Origin of the sequence: Clostridium sp. AF32-7AC (genome assembly GCF_003477925.1) — a bacterium.
Classification (GTDB): Bacteria; Bacillota; Clostridia; order Lachnospirales; family Lachnospiraceae; genus Otoolea; species Otoolea fessa.
The window spans coordinates 198,768-222,346 of sequence record NZ_QUEG01000003.1 but is presented as its reverse complement, the minus strand read 5'-3'; the positions used below and the strand labels follow the sequence as shown (position 1 = coordinate 222,346).

25 protein-coding genes are annotated in these 23,579 nt (G+C 39.1%); 23 read left to right on the top strand and 2 right to left on the bottom strand.

What is annotated here, in order from left to right:
• The first annotated feature begins 112 nt into the window (after positions 1-112).
• Positions 113-1,654: a glutamine-hydrolyzing GMP synthase gene (gene guaA, locus DWZ45_RS06690; protein WP_117796206.1), complete on the top strand. Its 1,542-nt coding sequence runs from the start codon at positions 113-115 to the stop codon at positions 1,652-1,654.
• Positions 1,655-1,946: 292 nt separating this feature from the next.
• On the opposite strand, the gene DWZ45_RS06685 is transcribed toward guaA, so the two are convergent.
• A complete protein-coding gene (locus tag DWZ45_RS06685; protein ID WP_009247529.1) occupies positions 1,947-2,477 on the bottom strand; it encodes a helix-turn-helix transcriptional regulator in 531 nt (176 codons plus the stop codon).
• Between the two features lie 448 nt (positions 2,478-2,925).
• Between DWZ45_RS06685 and DWZ45_RS06680 the strand changes: the two genes are divergently transcribed.
• The 8 genes from DWZ45_RS06680 to DWZ45_RS06645 all read left to right on the top strand — a co-directional run bounded on the left by DWZ45_RS06680 (position 2,926) and on the right by DWZ45_RS06645 (position 10,154).
• Positions 2,926-3,114: a transcriptional regulator gene (locus DWZ45_RS06680; RefSeq protein ID WP_009247528.1), complete on the top strand. Its 189-nt coding sequence runs from the start codon at positions 2,926-2,928 to the stop codon at positions 3,112-3,114.
• Positions 3,115-4,206, top strand: coding sequence for a site-specific integrase (locus tag DWZ45_RS06675; RefSeq protein WP_009247527.1), 1,092 nt, complete (start codon positions 3,115-3,117; stop codon positions 4,204-4,206).
• Positions 4,196-4,531, top strand: a complete 336-nt coding sequence (locus DWZ45_RS06670; protein ID WP_118468257.1) for a hypothetical protein — start codon at positions 4,196-4,198, stop codon at positions 4,529-4,531. The genes DWZ45_RS06675 and DWZ45_RS06670 overlap by 11 nt, the downstream gene beginning before the upstream one ends.
• Positions 4,521-5,675, top strand: a complete 1,155-nt coding sequence (locus tag DWZ45_RS06665) for an AAA family ATPase (RefSeq protein ID WP_009247525.1) — start codon at positions 4,521-4,523, stop codon at positions 5,673-5,675. The genes DWZ45_RS06670 and DWZ45_RS06665 overlap by 11 nt, the downstream gene beginning before the upstream one ends.
• Before the next feature lie 334 nt (positions 5,676-6,009).
• Positions 6,010-7,170, top strand: coding sequence for a plasmid recombination protein (locus DWZ45_RS06660; RefSeq protein ID WP_009247524.1), 1,161 nt, complete (start codon positions 6,010-6,012; stop codon positions 7,168-7,170).
• A 26-nt stretch (positions 7,171-7,196) separates the two neighbouring features.
• Complete coding sequence (locus tag DWZ45_RS06655) at positions 7,197-7,574, top strand: TnpV protein (RefSeq protein WP_009247523.1); 378 nt, start codon at positions 7,197-7,199, stop codon at positions 7,572-7,574.
• Between the two features lie 453 nt (positions 7,575-8,027).
• Positions 8,028-9,572: an ATP-binding cassette domain-containing protein gene (locus DWZ45_RS06650; protein WP_009247522.1), complete on the top strand. Its 1,545-nt coding sequence runs from the start codon at positions 8,028-8,030 to the stop codon at positions 9,570-9,572.
• 84 nt (positions 9,573-9,656) lie between these two features.
• Positions 9,657-10,154 carry an aminoglycoside nucleotidyltransferase gene (locus DWZ45_RS06645; protein WP_009247521.1) on the top strand — a complete coding sequence of 166 codons (498 nt, stop codon included), beginning with the start codon at positions 9,657-9,659 and terminating at the stop codon, positions 10,152-10,154.
• A 421-nt stretch (positions 10,155-10,575) separates the two neighbouring features.
• On the opposite strand, the gene DWZ45_RS06640 is transcribed toward DWZ45_RS06645, so the two are convergent.
• Positions 10,576-11,100, bottom strand: coding sequence for a helix-turn-helix transcriptional regulator (locus tag DWZ45_RS06640; RefSeq protein WP_118468255.1), 525 nt, complete (start codon positions 11,098-11,100; stop codon positions 10,576-10,578).
• A gap of 233 nt (positions 11,101-11,333) precedes the next feature.
• Here DWZ45_RS06640 and DWZ45_RS06635 point away from each other — a divergent pair, with 233 nt between their 5' ends.
• From DWZ45_RS06635 to DWZ45_RS06570, 14 genes are all read left to right on the top strand, one after another.
• On the top strand, positions 11,334-11,516 hold the full coding sequence (locus DWZ45_RS06635) for a transcriptional regulator (RefSeq protein WP_026650251.1): 183 nt from the start codon (positions 11,334-11,336) through the stop codon (positions 11,514-11,516).
• Positions 11,517-11,533: 17 nt separating this feature from the next.
• On the top strand, positions 11,534-12,634 hold the full coding sequence (locus DWZ45_RS06630) for a site-specific integrase (protein ID WP_118468253.1): 1,101 nt from the start codon (positions 11,534-11,536) through the stop codon (positions 12,632-12,634).
• A complete protein-coding gene (locus DWZ45_RS06625; protein WP_118468251.1) occupies positions 12,612-12,935 on the top strand; it encodes a mobilization protein in 324 nt (107 codons plus the stop codon). Before DWZ45_RS06630 ends, DWZ45_RS06625 begins: the two co-directional genes overlap by 23 nt.
• Positions 12,932-14,080 (top strand): AAA family ATPase, encoded by a 1,149-nt coding sequence (locus DWZ45_RS06620; protein ID WP_118468249.1) that lies wholly within the window; start codon positions 12,932-12,934, stop codon positions 14,078-14,080. The genes DWZ45_RS06625 and DWZ45_RS06620 overlap by 4 nt, the downstream gene beginning before the upstream one ends.
• Before the next feature lie 97 nt (positions 14,081-14,177).
• The gene (locus tag DWZ45_RS06615; protein ID WP_055284201.1) at positions 14,178-14,420 is read left to right on the top strand and encodes a hypothetical protein; all 243 of its coding nucleotides are present in this window, start codon (positions 14,178-14,180) and stop codon (positions 14,418-14,420) included.
• Between the two features lie 174 nt (positions 14,421-14,594).
• Complete coding sequence (locus tag DWZ45_RS06610) at positions 14,595-14,822, top strand: DUF5348 domain-containing protein (protein WP_118468247.1); 228 nt, start codon at positions 14,595-14,597, stop codon at positions 14,820-14,822.
• A gap of 310 nt (positions 14,823-15,132) precedes the next feature.
• Positions 15,133-16,659, top strand: a complete 1,527-nt coding sequence (locus tag DWZ45_RS06605; protein ID WP_333491438.1) for a MobA/MobL family protein — start codon at positions 15,133-15,135, stop codon at positions 16,657-16,659.
• A gap of 10 nt (positions 16,660-16,669) precedes the next feature.
• Complete coding sequence (locus DWZ45_RS06600) at positions 16,670-17,047, top strand: TnpV protein (RefSeq protein WP_118468246.1); 378 nt, start codon at positions 16,670-16,672, stop codon at positions 17,045-17,047.
• Between the two features lie 118 nt (positions 17,048-17,165).
• Complete coding sequence (locus DWZ45_RS06595; protein WP_118468244.1) at positions 17,166-17,615, top strand: hypothetical protein; 450 nt, start codon at positions 17,166-17,168, stop codon at positions 17,613-17,615.
• Between the two features lie 25 nt (positions 17,616-17,640).
• Positions 17,641-19,920 (top strand): DEAD/DEAH box helicase family protein, encoded by a 2,280-nt coding sequence (locus DWZ45_RS06590; protein ID WP_207663765.1) that lies wholly within the window; start codon positions 17,641-17,643, stop codon positions 19,918-19,920.
• Complete coding sequence (locus DWZ45_RS06585) at positions 19,901-20,434, top strand: hypothetical protein (RefSeq protein ID WP_118347966.1); 534 nt, start codon at positions 19,901-19,903, stop codon at positions 20,432-20,434. Before DWZ45_RS06590 ends, DWZ45_RS06585 begins: the two co-directional genes overlap by 20 nt.
• Before the next feature lie 46 nt (positions 20,435-20,480).
• Positions 20,481-21,611 (top strand): DUF262 domain-containing protein, encoded by a 1,131-nt coding sequence (locus tag DWZ45_RS06580; RefSeq protein WP_243023462.1) that lies wholly within the window; start codon positions 20,481-20,483, stop codon positions 21,609-21,611.
• The gene (locus DWZ45_RS06575; protein ID WP_118348724.1) at positions 21,604-22,728 is read left to right on the top strand and encodes an AAA family ATPase; all 1,125 of its coding nucleotides are present in this window, start codon (positions 21,604-21,606) and stop codon (positions 22,726-22,728) included. Before DWZ45_RS06580 ends, DWZ45_RS06575 begins: the two co-directional genes overlap by 8 nt.
• Before the next feature lie 22 nt (positions 22,729-22,750).
• Entirely contained in the window at positions 22,751-23,518 is a 768-nt protein-coding gene (locus DWZ45_RS06570; RefSeq protein WP_118468240.1) for a DUF4160 domain-containing protein, read from the top strand.
• Positions 23,519-23,579 lie beyond the last annotated feature (61 nt).

The following is a 23,579-nucleotide window of genomic DNA, read 5'->3' as shown; positions in this document are numbered from 1 at the left end:
CTGTTACAGTTCACATGTTGTGCAAGCGTGTGACCATAAATCCTGGAAGTTGATTCGAAGCTACAAGTTGATGAAGTACGGATCGCAGCATAAAATTATAGGAGGAATACTCGTGGAGAAAGAGATGATCATTGTACTGGACTTTGGCGGACAGTACAATCAGTTGATTGCCAGAAGAGTAAGAGAGTGTAACGTATATTGTGAGGTTCATCCTTACACCCTGCCGCTGGAAAAAATCAAAGAGATGAACCCGAAGGGTATCATTTTCACCGGCGGACCGAACAGTGTATACAAGGAGGAATCTCCGAGATGTTCAAAGGAAATCTTTGATCTGGGAATCCCGGTACTGGGTATCTGCTATGGCGCACAGCTGATGTCCTACCTGTTAGGTGGCGAGGTTGCCACAGCACCGGTCAGCGAATACGGAAAGACTGAGGTAGAGGTAGACACAACATCTAAGCTGTATGAGGGTGTATCCCCGAAGACCATATGCTGGATGAGCCATACCGACTATATTTCCAAGATGCCGGAAGGTTTCCGTGTGACAGCCCATACTCCGGTCTGCCCGATTGCAGGTATGGAAAATGAAGAAAAAGGCTGGTACGGCATCCAGGCACATCCGGAGGTACTTCATACACAGGAAGGCTCCAAGATGCTGCATAACTTCGTATACAGTGTCTGCCATTGTGCGGGTGACTGGAAGATGGATGCGTTCGTAGAGAAATCCATCGAAGAAATCCGTAAAAAAGTAGGAAATGGTCGTGCCCTTCTGGCTCTGTCCGGCGGTGTAGACTCTTCCGTAGCAGGCGTCCTGATGGCGAAAGCGATCGGCGACCAGCTGACCTGCGTATTCGTCGATCACGGTCTGCTTCGTAAAAACGAGGGTGACGAGGTAGAGGCAGTATTTGGTCCGAACGGTCCGTACAAGCTGAACTTCATCCGTGTCAATGCACAGCAGCGTTTCTACGACAAGCTGGCAGGTGTAACCGATCCGGAGCGCAAGCGTAAGATCATCGGCGAAGAGTTCATCCGCGTATTTGAGGAGGAAGCAAAGAAGATTGGCAAAGTAGATTACTTCGTACAGGGTACGATTTACCCGGATGTGATTGAGTCCGGTCTTGGAAAATCCGCTGTTATCAAGTCCCACCACAACGTAGGCGGACTTCCGGAACACGTAGATTTCAAGGAGATCATCGAGCCTCTGCGTATGCTGTTTAAAGATGAGGTCCGCCGCGCCGGTCTGGAGCTTGGTATTCCGGAAAATCTGGTATACCGTCAGCCGTTCCCGGGTCCGGGACTTGGCGTTCGTATCATCGGTGAGGTAACCGCAGAGAAGGTACGCATCGTACAGGATGCAGACGCTATTTACCGCGAGGAGATCGCAAAAGCAGGTATCGACCGCACACTCGGTCAGTACTTCGCAGCCCTGACCAATATGCGTTCCGTAGGCTGCATGGGCGATGTCAGAACCTATGACTATGCCATCGCACTTCGTGCCGTCCTCACATCCGACTTCATGACCGCAGAATCCGCAGAACTTCCGTGGGAAGTACTTGGAAAAGTCACAAGCCGAATTGTCAATGAGGTAAAAGGTGTAAACCGCGTACTGTATGATTGTACGGGGAAACCGCCGGCTACGATTGAGTTTGAATAAATCGAGTTGCTTAAAAAAGCCAGTGTTTATGCGGGTTTCAGCGATTTCGATTAGTCTTTTGATAACAAATTGATAACAGTCATAGCAAGTGCCATTATTCTTGTTATCCAGTGGTTTATGGGTAACGGAACAATTAACAGGTGGCTTGCAGACTAAAGTTCGGAGCTTGGCTCTGAACAAATTCCATATTATAAACTAAGCCCTTAGCTGTGGTTAATAACCATAGTTAAGGGCTTTTTTGTCGTTGCCAAAGCATCTGTAGGGAGCTGCCAGTGGCAGGTCCTGTAGGTGCTTATTTATCTTTCAAGTGGTCTTTGAATGCTTCCACGAGAGCGTCACTTAATTCCTGTGATGGAACTTTTGCCCAACGCTGTGTGGTGTCGAACTCTGGATAATGGTAACGCCAGTTATCGTATTCTTCTCTGTTGATTTCTTCGGAAGATAGCTTGTCTGCCTGTTCTTTCCAAGCATACAGCATTTTGAGGAGTTCATATGCTTCTCTGCCTTTGTCCTTGTTGACCTTTAAGCATACCTCTCCGTCTGCTTCACTGACAGTAAGACCGTAAATATCTTCAAGGGTAAACAGAGTGTGCATAAGACCGATATAGCTGTCTATGTCAGGAACATCAAGAGCCTGTGGAGAAACATCAAGCACCTGTGCCAATGCATTTGTAAGGTCTGCTTTCGGTTTGCGTGTACCAGTTTCGTACTGTGCCAAACGCACATCAGCACTCTTTTCTGGAAAACCGATTGCTGTACCGAGATACTTTTGTGTCATACCACGCATTAGTCTGAAAAAATGTATTCTTTCGCTGATAGCCATAATGATACGCTCCTTTTATATTTAGTGAAATAAGTATAGCAGAAATGTTTAGTGGAAGTCAAGAAAAACCGAAACAAAAATGTTTAATATTTTCTTTGCAACCACTTGACAATAGCAAATATGTTTAGTAAAATAAATTACGAATTAAACAAATATGCTTAATGCGACAACTGAATGACCGTCCGAAAAGCCAAACCGCCAAGACCTCGTCGGAGCAAGTTCCGTATCGTTCGCTTGTGTGCAAGCACAAAAGCTCATTCGCTGCACTGCTCCTCCTCTTCCCCAAAAGTCTCCGACTTTTCGGGAACCCCTATACGAGCGAGCGCCTGATGTACTGCGGTGCATTGGGACAGCACAGCGCCTGCCGACAAGCAGGAGTGCCTGTTGGAACTTTAACACGGAGAAAGCGGCAAGCAAAAAATTATTTTAAGAAAGGAAGAAAAAGGATATGGAAAACAGATTTATCCGAGCCGAAGATGTGGCTCAGGAACTAAACGTATCAAAACCTTATGCATATAAACTCATCAGACAATTAAATGAGGAATTGAAAGCAAAGGGCTTTATTACGATTGCAGGGCGTGTAAATCGCCAGTATTTTTACGAAAGGCTCTACGGAGCAGGAAAGGGGGAAATGTAAATGCCGGTATTTAAGAATGAAGATAACGGTACTTGGTATGTGATGGCAAGGTATGTGAACTGGAAAGGGGAACGCAAGCAGAAATGCAAGCGTGGCTTTGCTACCAAACGAGAAGCACAGGAATGGGAAAGAATGTTCAAATTGCAGACTTCTTCAGACCTTGATATGAGTTTTGAAGCCTTTACGGAGCTTTATATCAATGATGTGAAGAACCGTTTGAAGGAAAACACGTGGCTTACCAAAGAGCATATCATACGCACAAAGATACTTCCGTATTTCGGGAAACTGAAAATCAGCGAGATTTCCACAAAGGAGATTATTACTTGGCAGAATGAAATGCTTGCCTATCGTGATGAGAAGAAAAAGCCTTATTCACAGACGTATCTGAAAACGCTGCACAATCAGTTGTCCGCCATTTTCAATCACGCTGTCCGCTACTATGAACTGCGTTCCAATCCTGCGGCAAAGGTGGGAAATATGGGACGTGAGGAACACAAGGAAATGCTGTTCTGGACAAAGGAAGAATACAAGAAATTCTCTTTTGAGATGATGGACAAGCCTGTTTCCTTTTATGCGTTTGAAATGCTTTACTGGTGCGGTATCCGAGAGGGCGAGCTGTTAGCTTTGACTCCGGCAGATTTCAACTTTGATAAGGAAACAGTCACAATCAATAAATCCTATCAGCGTTTGAAAGGGCAGGATGTGATTACTTCTCCGAAAACGAAAAAGAGCAACCGCACGATTAAAATGCCGAAGTTTCTGTGTGAGGAAATGAAAGAATATCTCGGTATGCTTTACGGATTGAAGAAGAAAGACCGTATCTTTACGGTGACGAAAAGCTATCTTCATCACGAGATGGACAGAGGGGCAAAGGCGGCAGGCGTGAAGCGTATCCGCATTCACGATCTCCGTCACAGCCACATTTCACTCTTGATTGATATGGGCTTTTCTGCGGTGGCGATTGCTGACCGAGTTGGTCACGAAAGTATTGATATTACTTATCAGTACGCACACCTCTTTCCGTCAAAGCAGATTGAGATGGCAGAAAAATTAGATGATTTAGGGAAAGGAGATTTTGAAAATGTCAGCTAAGAACAGAGATAACAAAAATCGTTGGAGGAATATCACAGTAGGGTTTCGAGTATCGCCCGAAGAAAACGAACTCATTAACAGAGCTGTAGCTCTATCAGGATTGCCAAAACAGGAGTATTGTTACCACCGTTGCTTAAATCAGGATGTGGTGGTACAGGGCAATCCGAGAGTGTATAAGGCGTTGAAAACGGAATTTGCCACAGTCCTTGCGGAACTGAAAAGGATTGAAGCAGGAAAAGGTGTGGATGATGAACTGCTGAGTGTAATAGAACTGATTTCCATTATTCTCGGCGGTTTGAAAGGAGAGGATGCGAATGGAGAATAAAAAAGAAATGACTATTCCAAATGTATCTGCGGCAACAGATGCGGAACAGTCACTTTCCAAATGTACTGACAATAGTATAGTCAATCAGGATACGGATTTCAAGGGGTACGAGCAATCTTTTGAAGAAATGCAAAGGGAAATACTCAGACAGTTAGACCCTTCCTATCTGAAAACAGTATCAATGACAACGCTGTATGATACGGTGTTTGAGGTTCAGACACCACTTATCGACGGTCTGCTCCAAAGGGGAACTTACCTTTTCGTAGGTTCCCCGAAAGTGGGAAAGAGCTTTATGATGGCACAGCTTGCCTATCATATCAGCACAGGCACACCGCTTTGGGAGTATAAGGTGCGTAAGGCAACGGTGCTTTATTTTGCCCTTGAAGATGATTACCCACGTTTGCAGAAGCGATTGTTTCAGATGTTCGGTGCAAAGGAGACAGGCAATCTGTATTTCGCAACGGAATGTAAAACGGTCAATGGCGGACTGGAAGAACAGATAAGAGGGTTTATGAGGGAACACCCAGACACAGGCTTGATTATCATAGACACCTTAAAGCGTGTGCGTGAAGCAGGCGGAGCAGATTACAGCTACGCAAGTGATTATGATGTTGTGGCAAGGCTGAAAGCGTTGGCAGACAGTTACAAGGTTTCAATGCTTATTGTTCATCATACACGCAAACAAAAATCGGAAGATATATTCGATATGATTTCAGGCACGAATGGTCTGATGGGTGCGGCAGACGGTGCATTTGTTCTCAGTAAGGACAAGCGTACTTCCAACAATGCCACACTTGATGTTGCTGGCAGAGACCAGCAGGATATGAAAATCCATCTTGTAAGGGACAGCGAGCGATTGGTGTGGAACTTTGCAAAATCGGAAACGGAGATGTGGAAAGAACCGCCCGAACCTCTGCTTGAGAAGATAGCGGATACGCTCTTTTCGGAAAGTGACAGATGGGAAGGAACTGCTTCGGAACTTTGCGAAAGGCTTGCGGTGGATATAAAGCCGAATGTACTTTCTTTAAGGCTCAGTATCAACGCAAGCAGGCTGTTTCGTGATTACGGTATCCGTTATCAGAACAGCCGCACACACGACGGAAGAAAGGTTTCACTTTGGAAAGAAACCGAGCAGACGGCGTGACAAACGGTGTCAAAGGTGTCAATGTTTTTGAGAGCAGCACGCTGTGAAAAACATTGTCACCATCGTCACACTTTGACACCGGATAAAGTTTAGGGGAGTGTGCAGAGAGTGCCTTTTCAAAGGCGGCTCTTTGGTCTCGCCTGCTGGCTCGGTCGGTTCGCAGGCGTGTGTGCCACCGGCACACGCTCACCCCTCGGAGAGCCTTCGGAGAACGCAAAACCTGTTTACAGGTCGCATTTTTGATGGGTGTACCCGTCAAAAGTGCTTTTGCGTTACTTTTGACAAAAGTAACAAAACCTGAGAATGTTGAAATTTACAGATGGGAGATGAAAAAATGCAGAGAACGATAAGTGCAATGGTCGGTAAAGGCTCGGTCAATCACAATAGCCGAAAGTTCCGAGCAGAAAATGTAGACGGAACTCGTACTCATCTCAATATCGACTACTGCAATGAAAATATAAAGACAGTTTATCACGAATTGTTTGATGAAGCATTGGAAAGATACAATGCCAAGCAGATAAGGTCAGACCGAAAGATAAAAGATTATTATGAAAAAATCCGAAGTTCCAAGCAGGAAAAACCGTTCCACGAAATCATTTTACAGGTGGGCGGTAAGGGAAATATGAACGCCGATACGGAAAACGGAGAACTGGCAAAGCAGATTTTAGATGAATACTATCAGGGTTTTCAGGAGCGAAATCCACAGCTTCGGGTGTTCTCGGCTCATCTGCATATGGATGAAGCTACACCACATCTGCACATAGATTTTGTACCTTTTACCACAGGCAGCAAGCGTGGACTTGATACAAGAGTGTCACTAAAGCAGGCTCTTGCAACGCAAGGTTTTAAGGGCGGCAGTCGTGGCGATACGGAGTGGTCGCAATGGATACAGTCCGAAAAAGAACAGCTTGCGGCGGTGATGGAACGTTATGGGATTGAGTGGGAACATTTAGGCACACACGAAAAACATCTTTCTGTTTTGGATTATAAAAAGCAGGAAAGAGAAAAAGAAGTGGCGGCATTAGGTGCGAAAATCGAGCAGAAACAGATTGAATTTGATGTGTTGTCGGAACGAGTATTGAACTATGATAAGGCAAAAGACGAGCTGTCAAATCTTGAAATAGAGCTTGATACTGCACCGAAATATCAGTTGCCAGAACCAGAGAAATTTATGACTGCAAAGGCATATAAAACCAAAATGGCAGAGCCGGTTGTAAGGAAATTGAAGCAACTTGTCAAAACGGTGCTTGCCCGCTGCTTTGAGGGGTGGGACAACTATCATAGGCTGAATACAGCGAATGCACAGTTATACCGCACCAATCAGCGTTTGGAGAAAGTCAATGAAAGATTGACCGAAGAAAACAAAATCCTAAAAGCAGAAAATAAAGATTACAGCCTGCTCCGTAAGGTTTTTGGTCGCAAACAGATAGATGATTTGTTGGAGCAGGCAAGAACAGTTAAAGGTCGCAAGCGTGATAATACACGATCACGATAGACAAAAATCACAGGAGGAAAAGGAAAATGACAAAGACAATTTTTGAAGAAATGGGCGGAACTTATAGACAGGTGGGTGATTATTTATTGCCGAACATCACAGTACCAGCCGAAGAAGAAATAGAGCCGATTGGTTTATGGGGGAAACGACATGCAAGGCATTTAAAGGAACACTATAAAGTGTTATATATGAACCTGCTGACAAGCGGAAAGCTGCATAGTTATCTTGCAGAAGTCGATAAGCAAGCAGAGGATATGTTTCTTCGACTGGTAAAGGAATATGCCGACAGACAAGATGTGACGGAACAATTAAAGAAAGATAATCCCTACGAATGGATTGGAAGAATGAATAATATTCAGGCTTGTGTGAGGGAAGTTGTAGGAACGGAGTTGATTTACACATAAGCGTTTTACGGTATGGTGCTCCTGCGTTTGCTGGAGTGCTGTGGTTGTGGTTGTAAAGAGGTTGTGAAAGATTGAATTTCGTAATGGTTGGATGTATAATTAGGAAGTGAAAATTTTAATTTGCACTTCCATAAGGTGAAATGTATTGACACAAAAAATACAGTATGATAGTATTGCCATTAGAAGAAAGAAAGGCACATTTTGTGTAAGGTGAGGAAATGATTAATAGATAATTTGATTTAAGTAAGACACATATAGTTATTGAGCCTGTAGAGAATAGGTTTGTTTTGTGTACGCTTAAGTTGGATTATCGCAAGAGGCATTTCCTTTGTTTTCCTTTTGGAAAAGAAATAAGGGTCTATTTAGCGAGTCTATTTTTGCGTATGCAAAAAAGACTCGTTTTTGTGTGTTCAAAATAATAATTGGCTCAGACTTCGAAAAGGAGAAACTTTAATGTTGCAGATAAAAAAATTAAATTTAACACATAAAAAAGACCTGAGAATAATTCTTAATGATTTCAACCTTGTGCTAAATGATGGAGATAAGGCAGTTATTATTGGAGAAGAGGGAAATGGGAAATCGACATTAATGAAGTGGATATACAATCCGTCGCTTGTAGAAAACTATATAGAAGCAGATGGGGAAAGGATAATGGGACACGAACGTCTTGGTTATCTTCCGCAGGAGATGCTCGATGAAGATAAGGAAAAAACAATATACGAATATTTTTCTGAAGAGGAAATATTCTGGGAGAAAACGCCTAAAGAATTGTCTGTTATTGCGGGAAAATTTGGAATGAAAAATGATTTTTTCTACAGTAACCAGACAATGGGTAGTCTTTCAGGAGGCGAAAAAGTCAAGACACAACTTATGAGGCTTTTCATTCGCGATGTTTCTGTGCTGTTGTTGGACGAACCTTCCAATGACATCGACATTGCGACGCTTACATTACTGGAAAAAATCATAAATGACTGGAAGCACATTGTGCTTTTTATTTCACACGATGAAACGCTGATAGAGCGTACTGCCAACATGGTGATACATATCGAGCAGATTATACGAAAAACAAAGGCGAGATATACCGTGGCAAAGCTTCCCTATAGACGCTATGTGGAAGAACGGCTTCATAAATTTGAAATCCAAAAACAGCGGGCACTGAGTGACCGTAGGGAGAAAAAGATTCGCGATGAAAAATATCAAAGAGTTATGCAGAGTGTACAAGGTGCATTAAGAAGTTGTACCAGACAAGCACCGTCTGTTGCCAAAAACTTAAAGGACAAAATGCATACGGTTAAGGCAATGGAACGAAGATTTGAAAAAGAAGATGAAAATATGACTCAGATGCCGGAACAGGAAGAAGCAATCTTTGTCAAATTAGGGGATGAAAACTCACACATTCCCGCAGGAAAAACGGTCATAGAATATGAACTTTCAAAGCTTGTGACTCCGGATGGCAAAAGAATTTTAGCAGAAGGAATTCATTTAAAAATAAAAGGTTCAGAAAAAATCTGTATGATAGGAGCCAACGGGGCAGGAAAAACGACTCTTCTAAAAAAGATAGCGGAAGAACTCCTAAATCGGAATGACATTAAAGCAGAATATATGCCTCAAACTTATGAAGACCTGCTGGATTTGGATGTTACACCGGTTGATTACCTTGATAAAACAGGAGATAAAGAAGAGCGTACAAGAATTAGAACATACCTTGGTTCACTTAAATACACACCAGATGAAATGGAGCATCCGATTCGGGAGTTATCAGGCGGACAAAAGGCGAAAGTGCTTCTCTTGAGGATGAGCTTAAGTGGTGCAAATGTTCTTATTCTGGATGAACCGACAAGAAATTTTTCACCATTGTCCGGTCCGGTAATAAGAAAAATGCTCCGAGAATTTCCGGGGGCTGTCATTAGCATTTCTCACGATAGAAAGTATATTGAAGAGGTGTGCGATAAAATATATCAGCTAAATCCTAATGGATTACAGCTAATTGGTGATTGATAACAAAAAGGATGAAAGACTGACAAATTTCAGGCTTTTAGTGAGTTGGAAAGCATACAAAGATTTGAATTTGGAGGATAGATTATGGTACGTACAGAAGATGCATGTGAAATTATAAAATATGCTTTGCAAAACGAAATTAAAGTATATTTAGATGGCGGATGGGGTGTTGATGCACTTCTTAAAAGAGAATCAAGAATACACAATGATATTGATTTGTTTGTTGAACTGAAACATTATCATGATTATATTTATGTGATTAAGCAGCATGGATTTGAGGAAGTAAATACTGATTATACAACGGATGGTCATACTGTCTGGAAAGATGATAAACAAAGAATCATTGATTTACATTGTTTTGAATTTACAGATGACGGAATTGTTTATGAGGGAGATATATTTCCATCAAAAACTTTTTCCGGTATTGGAAAAGTTGGAGATATAACTGTTTCTTGTATTGAACCATTGAGTCAGGTAATGCTTCATTTGGGATATGAACACGATAAAAATGATGTGCATGATGTGATGCTGTTGTGTGAAACATTTCAAATAGCAATACCAGATGAATATAAGGAAAAGTAAAATTTCAGTTTTGTGTTGAATCTCTAAGCAAAATAGCTTATAATTTGACATGCTACATATAGTTATTATCCACAGTTATCGAGTAGGTGTTATCAATGCCGATAACAAAATGATAACATTAGCTCGTATAGGCAGGATAATATGGATATATCAAATAATCAAAAGAACGAGAAACATTACAGAGAATAATTCCTAAACAAAAAGCGTTAGTCTTTGTAGAGTTTGAATAATCCACACAACCAAAAGAAACCAGTATTTATGCGGGTTGCAAGCAAATTTGCTTAGTGATTGGCAACAAAATGGCAGCATTTTGTGATTATTCAAGAGATAGAAATTTTATTTCATAACGTATATAAAGAAACCTTACTGATTTTCAGAAGTAAAAAACTGAATATCGGTAAGGTTTTTCTATTCTCTTCTTTTATTTTTCTTTTTTAGTCAATTCTTTTACGAGGTAATCACTCAGCTTCTGAGATGGTACCTTGGCACGTTTCTGGTAAGTATCCAGTTCCGGGTACTTATATCTCCATTCATCATATTCTTCCTTGCTGATTTCATCGTTTTCCAGTTTGTCAGATTGTTCCATCCATGCACGAAACATTTCATCGACAGATGAGCCGGGAGCAGATATGGAAGAGTCAAGGCAGAGATGAGGTTGTCCATCTACATTTTTTACCTTCAGACCATACATATCTTCCAGTGCAAATAGTGTATGCATCAGACCTATGTGAGTATCAATATCTGGAACTGTTAAGGCATGAGTATTGATATCAAAGATCTGAGACATTTGTTTTACAAGATCAATCTTAGGAACTCTGGCTTCAGATTCATACTGAGCCATGCGGACATCTGAGGTTTTTCCCATGAATCCCAGTTGTTCTCCGAGTTGCTTTTGTGTCATGCCTTTGCGGTTGCGAAAAAATTTGATACGTTGTCCGATTGCCATTCTTGTTTGCCTCCTTATAGTGGTCATTCGTGTTGCCGTAATTAATTGTGATAGAAAATAAAACAATTCTGTTTAGGTTCAGTATAGCATGAGCAATTTTGGATAGCAAGAAGAACTTAAACAAAAAAATTTAATGTCCTCATAAAATCGCTTGACTTAAATTAAAATGTTTAGTATCATGCAAATGTAGTAACTTAAACAAAATGCGTTAAGATAGAAAGGAGAGATGAGATGTGACGAACAGAACTTTTATGACAGTAGAAGAAGTTGCAGCGGAACTGGGAGTTTCCAAGTCTTATGCTTATAAGATTGTCAAACAGTTAAATGATGAATTACAGAAGCTGGGTTATCTTACGGTAGCTGGCAGAGTAAACACCAATTATTTCCGCAAAAAAGTATGTTACAGCGAAGTGTAAGAGAGAGGAGAATTTGTATGAGTATTTACAAAGATAATGTCACTGGGAAGTGGCGAGTGGTTTATCGGTATACCGACTGGACAGGGAAAACGAAACAGACTTCAAAACGAGGATTTCCTACGAAGCGAGAAGCGCAGATGTGGGAACGAGAGCTATTGCTGAAGAAAGAAGCCAAATTGGATATGACTTTCGAAAGCTTTTATGAGATTTATGTGGAGGATATGCAAAATCGAATTCGTGATAATACCTGGGGAACGAAGACAAATATTGCCAGAACTAAAATTCTTCCTTATTTCGGAAAGCGTAAAATAGGAGAAATTGAGCCAAGGGACATTATTGCATGGCAGAATGAATTGCTTGCGATCCGGCAGCCAAATGGAAAGCCATATTCCACCTCTTATCTGCAGAAAATTCACAGTCAGTTAAGTGCTATTTTCAATCATGCAGTTAATTTTTACCATCTCCCATCTAATCCAGCACAGAAAGCTGGAAATATGGGAAAAGAGGAACACCGGGAAATGCTGTTCTGGACAAAAGAAGAATATCTGAAATTTGCAGATGCCATGATGGACAAGCCTGTTTCCTATTATGCATTTGAAATACTTTACTGGTGTGGGCTTCGCATGGGCGAGTTATTAGCACTTACACCGGCAGATTTCAATTTTGAAACGCATACACTACGGATTAATAAGTCCTATCAGAGACTGCACCGGGAAGATGTGATTACACCACCAAAGACGTTAAAAAGTAATCGAACCATTAAGATGCCGCAGTTTTTGTGTGATGAGATGCAGGATTACCTGAAAATACTGTATGAGCCGAAAGAGGACGAACGGATTTTCAAAATTTCCAAATCTTATCTGCATCATGAAATGAACAGAGGATCAAAAGTGTCTGGGGTAAAACGAATTCGTGTGCATGATTTGCGACATTCCCATGTATCGTTATTGATCAATATGGGATTTACGGTATTGGCAATCGCAGACCGAATGGGACATGAGAGCATTGATATCACTTACCGATATGCACATCTGTTTCCAAGTGAGCAGACGCAGATGGCAGAACAGCTGGATATTGAAAGGATGGAAAAATCAAATGGAGAAGAATCTGGACAGTAAAGGAAGATGGAGAAACAAAATCGTAGCATTTCGGGTATCACCGGAAGAAGCAGAGCAGATTGATGCATGTGTCCGATTGTCAGGACTTAGCAAGCAGGACTATATCACAAAACGATTAACTGATCGGGAAATTGTGGTACAGGGAAATCCGAGAGTGTATAAAGCATTGCGAAATCAGATGGCAGAGATTTATGAAGAATTGAAACGTCTGGAAAAATGCAATGAGGAAAATGAAGAGTTGCTAAGTACCCTGAGATTGGTCGCAGAGACATTGTATGGATTGAAAGGGGAAAATGAATGACAGCAAAAGAAAAAATGACTGCTCCGATTGCATCTGTTGGCGCAGATGTGGAACAGCCATCAAGTAATAAATTAACCAACCAAAGTATAGCAGATTTGCCCGGTAAGGGCAATCTGCAAGCCACAAATAATGCGAAAAATACAGCAAAATCAGCAAATAAAAAGAATCCAGATGATCTGGAAACAGTTTCCATGATGGAATTATACGACACCGCATATCCACCAAAACTGCCGATTATAGATGGACTTCTGTATAACGGAACTTACCTGTTTGTTGGTTCGCCGAAAATTGGAAAATCATTCTTTATGGCACAGATCGGGTATCACATCAGTAAAGGACTTCCATTGTGGGAATTTTCAGTCAGACAGGGGACGGTTCTGTATCTGGCATTGGAAGATGATTATGCAAGGTTGCAGAAGCGGTTATCACAGATGTTTGGAATGGAAGGCAGTGAGAACTTTTATTTTGCTACAAAGTCTAAATCATTAAATGCCGGATTGGAACAGCAGCTTGTGCAGTTTGTAACAAATCATAAAGACGCAAGGCTCATTATTATTGATACGCTTCAGAAAGTCCGGGAAGTCGGTGGAGATAAATTCAGCTACGCCAGTGACTATGAGATTGTGACGAAGCTGAAAGCATTCAGTGACCATTATGGAATTTGCTTTCTGGTGGTGCATCACACAAGAAAAATGGAATCCTCAGACAGTTTTGATATGATTTCCGGCACAAACGGACTGCTGGGAGCTGCGGATGGAGCATTCGTTATGCAGAAAGAAAAAAGGACAGATAACAAGGCAGTGCTGGAGGTGGCAGGTCGTGACCAGCAGGATCAGAAGCTGTGGCTGAATTTTAATCGGGAAAGATGTGTCTGGAAACTTACCAAGACAGAAACAGAACTTTGGAAAGAACCAGAAGATCCAGTGTTGGAAAAAATTAAAGAACTTGTAACAGAAACTACGCCAGAGTGGGCAGGAACAGCAACAGAGCTTGTGGAAGTATTGCAGCTGGAAATGCAGCCGAACGCATTATCACGAAAATTAAATGTCAGCCTGGAACGATTGATTCTGGAATATGGAATCCAGTATAAAGCGGAACGAGGACATGATGGAAGAAAGATCAGATTAGCCTTTGTAGGAAAATAAGCGTGACGATATGTGACGGTTGTGACGGTATTTTATATAGCGTGTCGGTAGTGAAAATATCGTCACTATCGTCACGACCGTCACGGAAAGGAGAAACATGGAAAGAAAATCACAGGTGCAGATACCAAAAGATTTATTACTGGCATTGTTCCAGTATCATCTTGCCGGGAACGAGGAATATTTGCCGGAGATAGAAAAAGCATTGATGGAAAAATTAGACAGTATGGTAAAGCGTCAGTTATATACAACATTCAAAACAGCACCAACCGAGGAAGAACGGGAAAAGGCAAGACAAGAGTATTTGGATAAGTGTGGAATGCATGAGAACTTTCGTTGGTAAAGATTTTGCCTGATTACCTAATAACAGGAGCGTGGCACGCACCTGTGGATAGCAAACAAGGAGAAAGCGGTAAGGTGCAGTCGGGAGTTGGCTGGCGAAGTAAGGAGATTTTCAAAAGGGAGCCCTGATTCAGGGCGTCCTTGCAGGAACGATAAATGAAGGGAGAATAATCAAATGAGAGAAGGAAGATTAGGTTACAACAGTTATAACAAGAGATATGGCTTATTATCATCAGACTTATGGATTGATACGGGACTTCATTGCGGAGAATGTCTGGAAGTTCTAGTTGATGATCAGTGGGTAAAGACACGAATGGAAATGAATCTGGCGAGAGAATGGTATTTGGTTGGAACACCATATTGTGGAGATCTGGAGTATGTACGGGTAAGGATACCGGAATAAAGCAGACAGGAGAGTAATAGTCGGTTTGTTGTTAGTGAAAAAATAAGCCCGGATACGGGCAGAAAAAGAGGGCGGATACGCCCAAAATGAAAAGCGAAAGCCAAGTTGTGGTAGATGTAAGAAGCATCTCACAAAGCCCTCGGCGTTTGAGAGCGAAATACACCCATCGCACAAATTAAAGATTTGTACTCAGGATATTTCGCCCTGCCGGGAGCTGTTCCGCCGACAGGCGGATAGTTCGTAAACGGATGCCGATGCATCCACTCACAAATGATATGGCAGAATTTATTTTGCCGAAGACAAGGAGGGAGTGCCTATCGGAAGAAATTCATTTATTCAAATGACAAAACTAAGCAATGTAAAAGGCAGGATCACTTATATATCCAGTCATGCAAAACAGGAAAACCTCTATGCAGTTTATGAAACCACAGAACGGAAATTCTGGCGGGAACTTGCAAAATGTAATCAGGAAGAATTTGCAAAAAGTGGAACAGAAGGAAAATGTATTGAGGCAAGAGAACTGATCATTGCTTTGCCAGAGAGTTTTACAGAATATCAGCCGGATAGATTGCTACAGCTTTTTACAAATCATTTTAAACAGAATTATGGAACAGAGTGTATTGCTGCTTTGCACCACAATAAAAGAAAGACCAATTATCACATTCATTTGATATTTGCAGAACGGAAACTACTGGATGAACCAATCATTAAGATTGCCAGCAGAAATATGTTTTATGATGAAAATGGAAAACATGTCCGAACCAAGAAAGAGATATTAGGAGAAGATGGCGAGATCCGAGAAGGCAGCAGTATTGTGAAGAAAGGAGAAGTCTATGAGAAGAAGCTGTTTACTGCGAAAGATGAACGCTTCAAGTGCAATTCATTTCTGGATGAGGTAAAGCATTCTTATACAGATTTAATCAATATTTATGTGCAGGACGAGAAACAGAAACTACAGGTATTTGAGCGTGGCAGTGTTTATCTTGCAACAAAGAAAATCGGAAAAAATAATCCGAAGGCACAGGAAATAGAAGTGGATAATCAAAAACGCCGGGAATGGAACAGAGCTGTTGATATGGCATTGATTAGTGGAGTGCCGGAACCGAAGATAATGGAAGTGAAGCGGAAAGAAATCACGGAGCCAATCAGGGAATCAATTGCCCGGCGTGGAAACAGACCACGATTATTTTCCAGAGTTGTAACAGTGGCTGTTGAGGTATTGGAGTTTTTGATAGCAAGTGTGCTTTTTAAGAAACCCAGGGAAGTGCCAAAACAGACAGAGCAAACGGAAGCAGAACACCCAGAGCATGTTGCTGAAAATAGCACGGCAGCAGTCAAGACAACAAAAGAAGAAAAGGCAGAACCGGAACAACCTAAAATGACGAGGCTTGCATCAAAGTATCCGAAACTATTTAAAGTGAATAAAGAACTGGAAGATCAAAACGGTGCAATTCAACAGAAACAAAAACAGCTTTCTGCAAAGAAGAAAGAACTGTCAGAAGTCACGGGATGGTTTAAAGGAAGAAAGAAAAAAGAATTGCAGAAAGAAATTGATGAACTGAAAAGCCAGATTAGAGATATGAAAGATTATCTTCCAAGGATTGTGCAGAAAATCGGATATAGAAGTGTACAGGAATTTTTAAAGGATTTTAAGGCTTCTCAAACTGAGTATAGTCAGTATCGAACTGCAATAGAAAAATGGAAGAAAGAAACAGGAAAAGAGCCAGTAGCGCATGGTATTAGGGCGAAGCTGGCAGAAAAGAAACAAGAAATACAGAATGAACAGAAAAATAAACAGCATACCCATAGTCAGAATAAAGACCGGGGAGCAAGATAGGAGGACAATCATGGAGAAACACATTATGGGAGAAAATGGAATCAGTTATACTTTAGGAGAGGACGGTCTGTATTATCCAGACCTGTATCTCCCGGAAGAGACAGAGTATCCGATTGGGAAGTATGGAATGTTGCGAAAGACGTATTTAAAGGAGCATCGGAAAGGACTATATCTGGAGCTGGTGCTTGCTGGAAAGTTAAATAAACATTTGCATCAGATTGACGAAGAGTGTAATCAGATGATGGACAGACTGGTGGAGCAGATGAAAGAAAAGCAGGGAATGACAGAACAGTTGAAGGTAGAAAATCAGATGTTGTGGGTTGGAATGTGTAATAATATCCAGCATAGTGCGGAGGAAGCAGTGTTGAAAGAAATTGTATATGCGTAGATTGGAGGGCGGTCTGATGACTGCCCTATTTACGATTTTATGGCGTATTATAATGGAATTATAGAAATGTATGTGGTAAACTATTTATGTATTCATTACAATTTTGAGGAGGGTTGTCATGGGAAAAGAAGAAAAATCAAGTTCTATTGAGCAACAAATGGCAGAGCAGATTATTTTTCAGAAGGTAAATGACTGGTTGGGCGTGGAGTTGGTAGAAAATGCAAAAATCTTTGTAGGCAATACATTCATGCAACCCGATTTTTATTCTAAAGCGGATGGGATAATTGGAGAAATTTATGCACATATTGGAAAACCCAAGAAAGCTCAAGATAATAAGATTGCAAATGATATTCTGAAAATGCTTCTCCTTGAAAAAATTGAGGGAAAGATATACAGAAAAATTATTGTAGTATGTGATGAAGATGAGATAAAAAAATTAAAAGGTACATCTGTTCTTGCGAAATGTATCAGACAATTCGATATTGAAGTGAAAATGATAGAGATAGAGACCGATTTACGAGATACCTTGATTGAAGCACAGAAAAGGCAACGAATGGTAAATGCGTAAAATATAATAAATTTAGAGGTTACGAATGATGGAAAAAGATTACATAGAAGTGAAATCGTTTGGAAAAGTGTTTCCTAAAAAGGGAGCAAATGCGAGAATACCATATGAACATCAAAAATGTGCAATGGAAAATCTCGATATTATGAATAAAAATGCGAAGTATAGCACCATGATTGTACTTCCTACTGGTGGAGGAAAAACGTACACAGCTTCTATGTGGCTTTTAAGAAATGCACTGGACCAGAAAAAGAAAATATTGTGGATTGCACATCGTCAGATGTTACTTGACCAAGCAGCAGAATCTTTTCAGAAGTTTGCGTATTCAGAGGTAATACCACATATTCCGTCCTTCCAGTATAGGATTATATCTGGGGCATCTACCCATGATAGAACTATTGATATTCAACCCACGGACAATTTGTTGATTATGAGCAAGGATAGCATAGGTAGAAATTTACAGTGCTTAGATGTATGGATCGAGGGCGAAAAGGAAATCTTTTTAATTGTAGACGAAGCACACCATTCTACTGCCAAAACTTATCGAAAAGTAATTGATTATGTAAAAACAAAGGTATCAAATGTAAAATTGATTGGATTGACTGCTACACCATTCCGTACTGCTGATGGGGAACAGGGACTTTTGGCAAAAATTTATGAGGACGGTTTACAAGGTGGAAAGGCGGTTCATGGAAACATAGGTATTACATATCAGATAGGGTTAAAAGAGTTGATAAATCGACGTATTTTATCAAAACCTATTTTTGAAAGTTATTACACAGATGAAATGTATGGAGAATCATTAGGTTTGAATGGTTGGGAGAGTATCCAACGATTGGACGTATTGCCGGAAGATGTAGCAGGACAAATGGCAGATAGTGCAGCACGAAACAAGCTGATTGTCCAGACATACAAGGCAAAAGAGAAAGAGTATGGACAGACTATAGTATTTGCAATCAATGTAGTTCATGCAATTCATCTAAGTGCGTTGTTTAATAAAGAGGGAATAAAGTCGGAGTTCATTGTGTCTGATGTAAAAGATTCTGTGACAGGAGTGAGAATCAGCAAAGAAGACAACGAGAGGAAATTAGAAGAATATAGAGAAGGAAAAGTAAAGGTACTTGTGAATGTAAATATTTTGACAGAGGGAGTGGACTTGCCACAAACCAAAACAGTATTTTTAGCAAGACCAACTGTTTCTACAATCCTTATGACACAGATGATAGGACGGGCACTTAGAGGAGAAGCTGCTGGCGGAACTTCTTCAGCATATATAGTTTCTTTTGTAGATAATTGGAATGAACATATTGCGTGGGTAAATCCAGACAGTCTGTTCAGTGGAAATAATGAATTTACAGATAATTCAACAGAGCATATGAAGCATGAATTACGCATGATAGCGATTTCTAAAATAGAAGAGTTTGCTTCTGTGCTTGACGATTCTGTAGATACCACAGTATTAGAAAAAGTACCATTTGTACAAAGAATTCCGATTGGAATGTATGCGTTTACCTATTTGGAAGAAAATGGAGTGGATTCTTCCTATCAAGTGATGGTATATGACAGTACGAAAAAAGCATATGAAGAATTGATGAAAGGCTTACCAAGTCTGTTCCAAAGTTTTCAGTGTGAAGAAGAATATCCGACAGAAGAATTGCTTGAGGAAATGGCTGAGCAATGTAGAAACACGTTTTTCTTAGGAGAAATGATACCGCCATATGAAGAAAAAGATGTGATACGAATTTTAAAGTATTATGCCCAGTACGAAACTTCTCCTCAGTTCTATTCATTTGATGATATAGACAGAAGCAAGTTAGATGTCGCTGCGATTGCAAAACATATTTGGGATGAGGATATGGGGCAGAGACAGAAAACAGAATATGTAAATGCCTTATGGGAAAATAGTGATGATAATTTGTTAAAACTGTTTTTTGGACGAAAATTGTATTTCTGGAGGCAACTGGATATAGAGTTAACAAAACTGTCTAATCCGCATATTTATGATGAAGAAGAAAACGTGCAGCGAGGTATTAGAAAGCTGGAGGATTTACCATTGTTTGAGATTGGAAAGGTAAATCCGGAACTGGAAAAAAATCTTCGAGATACAGCATTTGCTAAGTCAAAAGATACAGATGGAAATTATACCTGTGCTTGTTGTGGAGCAAAAGGCAAAGACCGTATTTTCTTTCAGGTAGACCACGTGATACCAATGAATAAAGGTGGAAAAACTGTGGCAGAGAATTTGCAGATACTTTGTAGACAATGTAATGGTGTGAAGGGGGATAAAATTGATAGAGTTATATTATGATTCATTTGATCTTGCTTGTATCATACATAGTCTGGACATGGGAACTAAGACAGCGAGTATCATGTTGGAAAAAATTTGGAAAGAAGATAATCAATATTTAAGTCCATATTATCGAACAAATTTGCGTCAATTATATTTGGATGTGCATTATTGGACAGATTATTTGTGCGACAAACCAGAAATAGATAAGGAGTTTCCAGCTATTCAGAAAGATTTTCATTCTTTTGGTAAGGATGTGGAAGAAGAAGCCTTCATTACGGATTATTTTGATATTGATTTATTTTTCAAAATGAAACGAGTGCAGATTCTTTATTTGGACGGACAAGATTATGTGAGAATGAAACTACGGACATTATTAAAAGCATATGGATATAAACGTCGGACACAAGAGTTGTTGAAATACCTTAGGGAGTGTATGATGTTTTACCATATGCAGACATATCTTCGTGGAAAAGAAGAATGTGATATTGGAGAGATTGGACTTGATGAGATGATAACGATTCGGGTGCTCTGATACATTGTGTTTTTTAATATAAAATAGGAAGGCAGGGATGAGTCAAATGTCAATAGAAGATGAAGTTTTATTGGAAAATGAAGAAGAATTAAATGAGTTAGAGTACTTTGGAGATGAGGAAAAGCCAATTTTTGAGTCTGTTAGGGTAACGAAAAAGGATTTTTCAATATATGAACTTTACAGGAAATATAAGAAAAATCAATTGATATTAGAAGTTGATTTTCAAAGAAATGAAGTTTGGGGTCCTAAACAGAAGTGTGAATTGATAGAAAGTATTTTAATGGGCTTACCATTACCAATATTTTATTTCAAACAGCAGAATAATTCTACATATGTAGTGGTTGACGGAAAGCAAAGATTATCAACATTATTTGATTTTTTAAGTGATGGTTTTCCATTAAAATCATTAAAGATATTGAAATTTTTGAATGGAAAAAAATTCAAGAATTTAGTAGATGAATTGGGAATATATCAGTCTCAGTTGGAAGATTATCAAGTATATTCACATGTGATTTTACCACCTACGCCGGACAAAATATTATTTGATATTTTTGATAGAGTTAATAGGGGTGGAACAAAATTAAATAAGCAAGAAATTAGAAATGCTCTGTATCATGGCAGAGGGTTAAATATGATAACTGAAGTAGTTGCATCACAGGAATTTTTGCAAGCTACACGTATTGAGTATAAAAAAGATCAAAGGATGAAAGGCTCTTATTTAGTTACAAGATTTTTAGCATTTTATTTGTTTTTTAATGACTTGTTATTTAAAGATGGAAAAAAATATGAATATACAGGCAATCTGGACGATTTGATAGAAACTACATTGACAAAGTTAAATCAGTCATCATTGGAAGAATTAGAAGAAATTAGACAAGTTACTATAAAGAGTTTAGAAATGGCAAGAGATATTTTAGGAAAAGGTGCATTTAGAAAAGAAAACAATGAATCAAAACCAATTAATATGAATATTTTTGAAACTACACTATATTTTATGACATTATTACCAAAGAATAATATTGCAGTATCAAGAGAAGAACTGTTAGAGAAAATAAAAACTGTAATAAGTAGTGAAGAGTTTTTGTATTATATCGGAAATAGTAGGGATAATACTATGAAAGTATATGGAAGATTTCAATTGATGGAAAAATTATGTAAGGAGATAAGCGATGATTGATAAAGTTCATATTCTGGCCTTAAAATCTATCAAAGATTTGAGTGTTGAATGTTCAAAATTAAATTTGTTTGTGGGAACAAATTCATCTGGAAAATCCACATTTTTACATGCATTATTAGCATTGACTCAAAGGAGTCTTAATGGGAAATATATTTCCATAGGAGATTTTAGAGAAGTAAGAAATTATTATATGTCAAATTCCTCAATAAAGATTGAAATATTAGAAAAGGGCAAAACGAAGCCAGCTTGGGTAGAATTTGTTGAGGACAAGGAAAATGAGGCATATAAAGTATGTACATCTTCGGATGATATATCTGTGACAGAACTTTTATTGGATGGAGAATGTGATGATCCAGAACAATCAGATTTGTTATTGGAGGATTTTGGATTTCATTATTTGTCTTGTCATCGAATGGGTGTCAATGACATATATGCTAAAAATATGTTAAATGATAGTGACTTTGGAATAGATGGAGAGTACGCATTAGCCTATTTATTACAAAACGAGGGTATGATAGTTGATGATAATCTTGTTGTAAAGGATACAGATTTTACTAATACTTTATTGGATCAAGTAAATTATTGGTTGAATGATATTATAGGTACTACATTGTATATAAGTGATTTAAAAAAAACAAATTATCTACAGGTAAAATATAACAATAATCCCGCTAATGCAGTCTCCGAAGCGTTGTATTGCAGACCGGTAAATGTTGGGTCTGGAATTAGTTATTTAATAAGTATTATAATTTTGTGTCTGGGTGCGGAAAGTGATTCTGTTATAATTATAGAAAATCCAGAAATTCATTTGCATCCAAAAGCTCAGTCAAAATTATGTGAATTTTTGTATTTTGTTAGTCAATCAGGTCGTCAATTATTCATTGAAACACATAGTGATCATATCTTTAATGGATTAAGAGTAGGCGTTGCCAATGGAAGTATGAACCAAGAAGATATTTCTGTTAATTTTTTTGCAATGAATGAACAATATGAGACACAGTGCAATCCAATTATATTTAAAGAATATGGAAAAATAGTAGGAACCAATGAAGACATGGATATAGATGATTTGTTTGATCAGTTTGAAATTGACTTGAATAGAATGTTTGGATTGTAGGAAAAGGAGTCTACGAAAGAAAATGGATTATTATTTGAATGAATATTCATTGAGAGGACAATTTGCGAGTGTAGAAGATTTTTTTGAATCTCTTAGAAATTATACTTTTCCTATTTTAAATAAAATAAAAGACAAAAATGAAAATATCATATGGAAGAAGGATACATTTTGGCAATCAGAAATCTGTAAAGGGGTATGCCTGACGAATATACCTAAAAAGAGGAATGAACGTTCATCAGAAATTGCACAGTTACAAATGCAGTTAATGAAGATTGCTTACGAAGAACCTTTTTATGGTGCCGATTCTGCTTCTGATTTAAAGGTAAAAGAGTATCAATTTGATGAAGAGTATAGAGAATATTTTGAAGAGAGAAATTGTTTTACAAATGCAATAGAAAACGAGGGAATTATAATATCGTTTATTCATCCAGCATATTCTTGTATGAAACTTCCTCTTTGTGTTGAATATAACGATACAGAGAGTACGTATAATATTGATAATATATATTCTTTAGAGTGGTGGAAGCGTGAGCCAGAAATAAAGACATGGAGAATTGGAAGAAAGTACCTTGTTGAGGTACGTGCCAATGAATTTGAATATCACCCACCACATTTTCATGTAAGTTGTAATGAGTTTTCAGCAGTATTTAAAATGAGTGATGGGAACTTATATAAAGATGGTAAGAAGAAATGGACATACCAAATGGTCACTGAAATAAAAGATTGGTATGAAACAAATAAAGAAGAATTACAAGAGGCGTGGAAAAATTTACATAGTAGTTGCTTTTAAAGAGAAACATGGTTATAATCAATTTAATAGCAACAATTTGGCAACAGAAAATCAGCAAGCC

Coding starts and splice junctions, on each gene's coding strand:
- DWZ45_RS06575 (WP_118348724.1), top strand. CDS start 21,604: ATGATTGATAAAGTTCATATTCTGGCCTTAAAATCTATCAAAGATTTG.
- DWZ45_RS06650 (WP_009247522.1), top strand. CDS start 8,028: ATGTTGCAGATAAAAAAATTAAATTTAACACATAAAAAAGACCTGAGA.
- DWZ45_RS06590 (WP_207663765.1), top strand. CDS start 17,641: ATGATGGAAAAAGATTACATAGAAGTGAAATCGTTTGGAAAAGTGTTT.
- DWZ45_RS06665 (WP_009247525.1), top strand. CDS start 4,521: ATGGAGAATAAAAAAGAAATGACTATTCCAAATGTATCTGCGGCAACA.
- DWZ45_RS06600 (WP_118468246.1), top strand. CDS start 16,670: ATGGAGAAACACATTATGGGAGAAAATGGAATCAGTTATACTTTAGGA.
- DWZ45_RS06625 (WP_118468251.1), top strand. CDS start 12,612: ATGGAGAAGAATCTGGACAGTAAAGGAAGATGGAGAAACAAAATCGTA.
- DWZ45_RS06595 (WP_118468244.1), top strand. CDS start 17,166: ATGGGAAAAGAAGAAAAATCAAGTTCTATTGAGCAACAAATGGCAGAG.
- DWZ45_RS06655 (WP_009247523.1), top strand. CDS start 7,197: ATGACAAAGACAATTTTTGAAGAAATGGGCGGAACTTATAGACAGGTG.
- DWZ45_RS06630 (WP_118468253.1), top strand. CDS start 11,534: ATGAGTATTTACAAAGATAATGTCACTGGGAAGTGGCGAGTGGTTTAT.
- DWZ45_RS06685 (WP_009247529.1), bottom strand. CDS start 2,477: ATGGCTATCAGCGAAAGAATACATTTTTTCAGACTAATGCGTGGTATG.
- DWZ45_RS06640 (WP_118468255.1), bottom strand. CDS start 11,100: ATGGCAATCGGACAACGTATCAAATTTTTTCGCAACCGCAAAGGCATG.
- DWZ45_RS06615 (WP_055284201.1), top strand. CDS start 14,178: ATGGAAAGAAAATCACAGGTGCAGATACCAAAAGATTTATTACTGGCA.
- DWZ45_RS06670 (WP_118468257.1), top strand. CDS start 4,196: ATGTCAGCTAAGAACAGAGATAACAAAAATCGTTGGAGGAATATCACA.
- DWZ45_RS06570 (WP_118468240.1), top strand. CDS start 22,751: ATGGATTATTATTTGAATGAATATTCATTGAGAGGACAATTTGCGAGT.
- DWZ45_RS06620 (WP_118468249.1), top strand. CDS start 12,932: ATGACAGCAAAAGAAAAAATGACTGCTCCGATTGCATCTGTTGGCGCA.
- DWZ45_RS06580 (WP_243023462.1), top strand. CDS start 20,481: ATGTCAATAGAAGATGAAGTTTTATTGGAAAATGAAGAAGAATTAAAT.
- DWZ45_RS06660 (WP_009247524.1), top strand. CDS start 6,010: ATGCAGAGAACGATAAGTGCAATGGTCGGTAAAGGCTCGGTCAATCAC.
- DWZ45_RS06675 (WP_009247527.1), top strand. CDS start 3,115: ATGCCGGTATTTAAGAATGAAGATAACGGTACTTGGTATGTGATGGCA.
- DWZ45_RS06645 (WP_009247521.1), top strand. CDS start 9,657: ATGGTACGTACAGAAGATGCATGTGAAATTATAAAATATGCTTTGCAA.
- DWZ45_RS06610 (WP_118468247.1), top strand. CDS start 14,595: ATGAGAGAAGGAAGATTAGGTTACAACAGTTATAACAAGAGATATGGC.
- DWZ45_RS06680 (WP_009247528.1), top strand. CDS start 2,926: ATGGAAAACAGATTTATCCGAGCCGAAGATGTGGCTCAGGAACTAAAC.